General features: G+C 68.6%; 2 protein-coding genes. One reads left to right on the top strand and one right to left on the bottom strand.

The genetic code is table 11. The features are described from left to right. Nucleotides 1-7 precede the first annotated feature (7 nt). Nucleotides 8-226, bottom strand: a complete 219-nt coding sequence (locus VGD93_RS05050; protein WP_395009822.1) for a hypothetical protein — start codon at nt 224-226, stop codon at nt 8-10. 150 nt (nt 227-376) lie between these two features. Between VGD93_RS05050 and VGD93_RS05045 the strand changes: the two genes are divergently transcribed. Then, nucleotides 377-1771, top strand: coding sequence for a helix-turn-helix domain-containing protein (locus tag VGD93_RS05045; RefSeq protein ID WP_395009820.1), 1395 nt, complete (start codon nt 377-379; stop codon nt 1769-1771). Nucleotides 1772-1925: the final 154 nt, after the last annotated feature.

Raw genomic sequence — 1925 nt, 5'->3', positions numbered from 1 at the left:
GGGACGGTCAGGTGCGGCGGAAGGTCGCCGCAATCATGTCCTGGCCGGCAAACAGGTCGGACCGGGTGGCGCCCTCCACCAGCGAGAAGCGGTGGCGGCCCACGGGGCCGGTGATGGTGTAGCCCTGAAGGTCGAGGCCCTGGGCCTTGTACTGCTCCATCGCCTCGGCGGTGGAGGCGGCAATGATGGTGACGAAGTCCTCGGTCCTCGTATCGTCGGCGGGCATGGTAATCCTCCTCGGTTGCGTTGTCTGTAAATGTTTGACATCATCCCTCGCGACGCAAGGAGAAAGCGTCGGACGCCTGGTAAAGCTGTAAATGTCTGTAAAGTCCGGCGTTGCGCGCTGTAAAATGTGTCAAGAACAGCGGGAGGGAGCATGGCCGAGGACATGCAGATCGGCGGCCGCATCAGCCGCCTGCGCCGGCAGCGCCGACTGTCGCAGGCCGACCTCGCGGCGGCCATCGGAATTTCCGGCAGCTACCTGAACCTGATCGAGCACAATCGCCGCAAGGTGACGGTGCCGCTGCTGCTCAAGGTCGCCGGCTATTTCGGCGTCGAGGCAGGAGAACTGGCGGACAGCGACGAGGGCCGGCTCGCCGGCGACCTCATGGAGATGTTCGGCGACGACGTGTTCGCCGACGCCGACGTCACCAATGTGGAAGTGCGCGACCTCGCCCACTCCAACCCGGCGGCGGCGCGAGCCATGCTGCGGCTCTACGACCGCTACCGCGCCGGCGGCGTGGCCGCGCCCGCGGCGGCCGAGCCGGACGGCGAGCCCTTCCACCTCGCCACCGACCGCATTTCCGATTTCCTGCAGGAGCACGCCAATCATTTCCCCGCCATCGAGGCGGCGGCCGAGCGCGTGCGCGCCGACGTCGACGACAGCTCCGACGTCTTCGACCACGGGCTGCGCACCTACATGTTCAACGTCTTCGGCATCGAGGTGCGGCTCGCTTCCCTGCCGCACGGCATCGCGCGCAGCTGGGATCGCGCCGGCAACCGGCTCTTGGTCTCCGACATCCTGCCGGCGGAATCGGCGAACTTCCTGATTGCCCACCAGCTCGGGCAACTGGCCGCCGCCAACGAGATCGAGGCGCTGGTCGCCGACCTGCCGGAAGGCGACGCCCCGATGCTCGGGCGCAACGTGCTCGCCGCCTATTTCGCCGCGGCCCTGGTCATGCCCTACGAGCCGTTCCACCGCGCCTGCCGCGACTATCGCTACGACATCGAACGGCTGGGACGCCGGTTCGGCGCGAGCTTCGAGCAGGTGTGCCACCGCATGACGACGCTGCAGCGGCCCGGGGCCATGGGCATTCCGCTGCATCTCGTGCGCACCGACATCGCCGGGAACATCTCCAAGCGCTTCTCGCTGTCCGGCATCCACATCCCGCGCCATTCCGGCGCCTGCCCGCGCTGGAACGTGTACTCGGCCTTCCTGCAGCCCGAACGCATCAACGTGCAGCTCAGCCAGATGCCTGACGGGGAGCGCTATTTCTGCATCGCCAGGGCGTTCTCGAAGGGCGATTCCCGGCACAACGCGCCGCGCCGCCATTTCTCGATCGGCGTGGGCTGCTCGATCCTGCATGCCAAGGAGATGATCTACTCGGACGGCATCGATCTCGCCAACCCGGCGGGCTACGTGCCCATCGGCGTCGGCTGCCGCACCTGCCCGCGCATGGAATGCGGCCAGAGGGCCCACCCGCCGGCCAACCACCGCTTCCGTCTCGACGAGGCGGTGCGACCCGAGACGCTCTACGCCAAGCTGCGGTGAGCCCGGCGCTCAGCCCGGGGCGCGGCTGCGCGTGACGGCGGCGCCCTGCCGGTTGCGCTGGGCCTTGGCCTGGCGGCGGTGCGGATTGCGGCGTGCCGGCAGCGTTACCCGGAAGCAGGCGCCGCGGCGCTCGCGCGGGATCAGTTCGAGCGTC

Origin of the sequence: Devosia sp. (assembly GCF_036406155.1) — a bacterium.
Lineage (GTDB): Bacteria > Pseudomonadota > Alphaproteobacteria > Rhizobiales > Devosiaceae > Devosia_A.
The sequence above is the reverse complement of the archived record's forward strand: the minus strand, read 5'-3'. Positions and strand labels throughout refer to the sequence as shown.

Excerpts from the sequence above, each read along its gene's own strand:
- VGD93_RS05050 (WP_395009822.1), bottom strand. The coding sequence starts at position 226 with ATGCCCGCCGACGATACGAGGACCGAGGACTTCGTCACCATCATTGCC.
- VGD93_RS05045 (WP_395009820.1), top strand. The coding sequence starts at position 377 with ATGGCCGAGGACATGCAGATCGGCGGCCGCATCAGCCGCCTGCGCCGG.